The sequence below is a fragment of the Lactobacillus gigeriorum DSM 23908 = CRBIP 24.85 genome (genome assembly GCF_000296855.1).
Taxonomy (GTDB): domain Bacteria; phylum Bacillota; class Bacilli; order Lactobacillales; family Lactobacillaceae; genus Lactobacillus; species Lactobacillus gigeriorum.
This window is the reverse complement of sequence record NZ_CAKC01000012.1, coordinates 1-600: the sequence shown is the minus strand read 5'-3', so window position 1 is coordinate 600 and position 600 is coordinate 1. Positions and strand designations below refer to the sequence as shown.

Genomic DNA, 600 nt, shown 5'->3' with positions numbered 1-600 from the left:
GCCGAACACAGAAGTTAAGCTTCTCAGCGCCGAGAGTAGTTGGTGGGCGACTGCCTGCGAGGGTAGGACGTAGCCGCGCTTATGGAGGATTAGCTCAGCTGGGAGAGCATCTGCCTTACAAGCAGGAGGTCACAGGTTCGAGCCCTGTATCCTCCATCGAGTCGTTAGCTCAGTTGGTAGAGCAACGGACTTTTAATCCGTGGGTCGAGGGTTCAAGTCCCTCACGACTCATGACCCTAATATGCGGGTGTGGCGGAATTGGCAGACGCGCTAGATTTAGGTTCTAGTGTTTTCGGACGTGTGGGTTCAAGTCCCACCACCCGTATTGCCAACCACATATTGACATTTATGCCGATTTAGCTCAGTTGGTAGAGCATCTGTCTTGTAAACAGGGGGTCGTACGTTCAAGTCGTATAATCGGCATTTTATATTATGCGGAAGTAGTTCAGTGGTAGAACACAACCTTGCCATGGTTGGGGTCGCGGGTTCGAATCCCGTCTTCCGCTTTATGCCGGGGTGGCGGAATTGGCAGACGCACGGGACTTAAAATCCCGCGGTTGGTTTCAACCGTACCGGTTCGACTCCGGTCCTCGGCATAAA

At 52.8% G+C, this 600-nt stretch carries 6 tRNA genes; all 6 read left to right on the top strand.

The features are described 5' to 3' along the window. Window positions 1–83 precede the first annotated feature (83 nt). The 6 genes from BN52_RS01245 to BN52_RS01220 all read left to right on the top strand — a co-directional run bounded on the left by BN52_RS01245 (window position 84) and on the right by BN52_RS01220 (window position 596). Window positions 84–156: transfer RNA gene (locus BN52_RS01245), tRNA-Val, on the top strand. A 2-nt stretch (window positions 157–158) separates the two neighbouring features. Continuing rightward, a tRNA-Lys gene (locus BN52_RS01240) sits at window positions 159–231 on the top strand. A gap of 12 nt (window positions 232–243) precedes the next feature. Further along, window positions 244–325, top strand: a tRNA-Leu gene (locus BN52_RS01235). A gap of 25 nt (window positions 326–350) precedes the next feature. Next, window positions 351–423, top strand: a tRNA-Thr gene (locus BN52_RS01230). An 11-nt stretch (window positions 424–434) separates the two neighbouring features. Then, a tRNA-Gly gene (locus BN52_RS01225) sits at window positions 435–506 on the top strand. A gap of 4 nt (window positions 507–510) precedes the next feature. Continuing rightward, window positions 511–596, top strand: a tRNA-Leu gene (locus BN52_RS01220). Window positions 597–600: the final 4 nt, after the last annotated feature.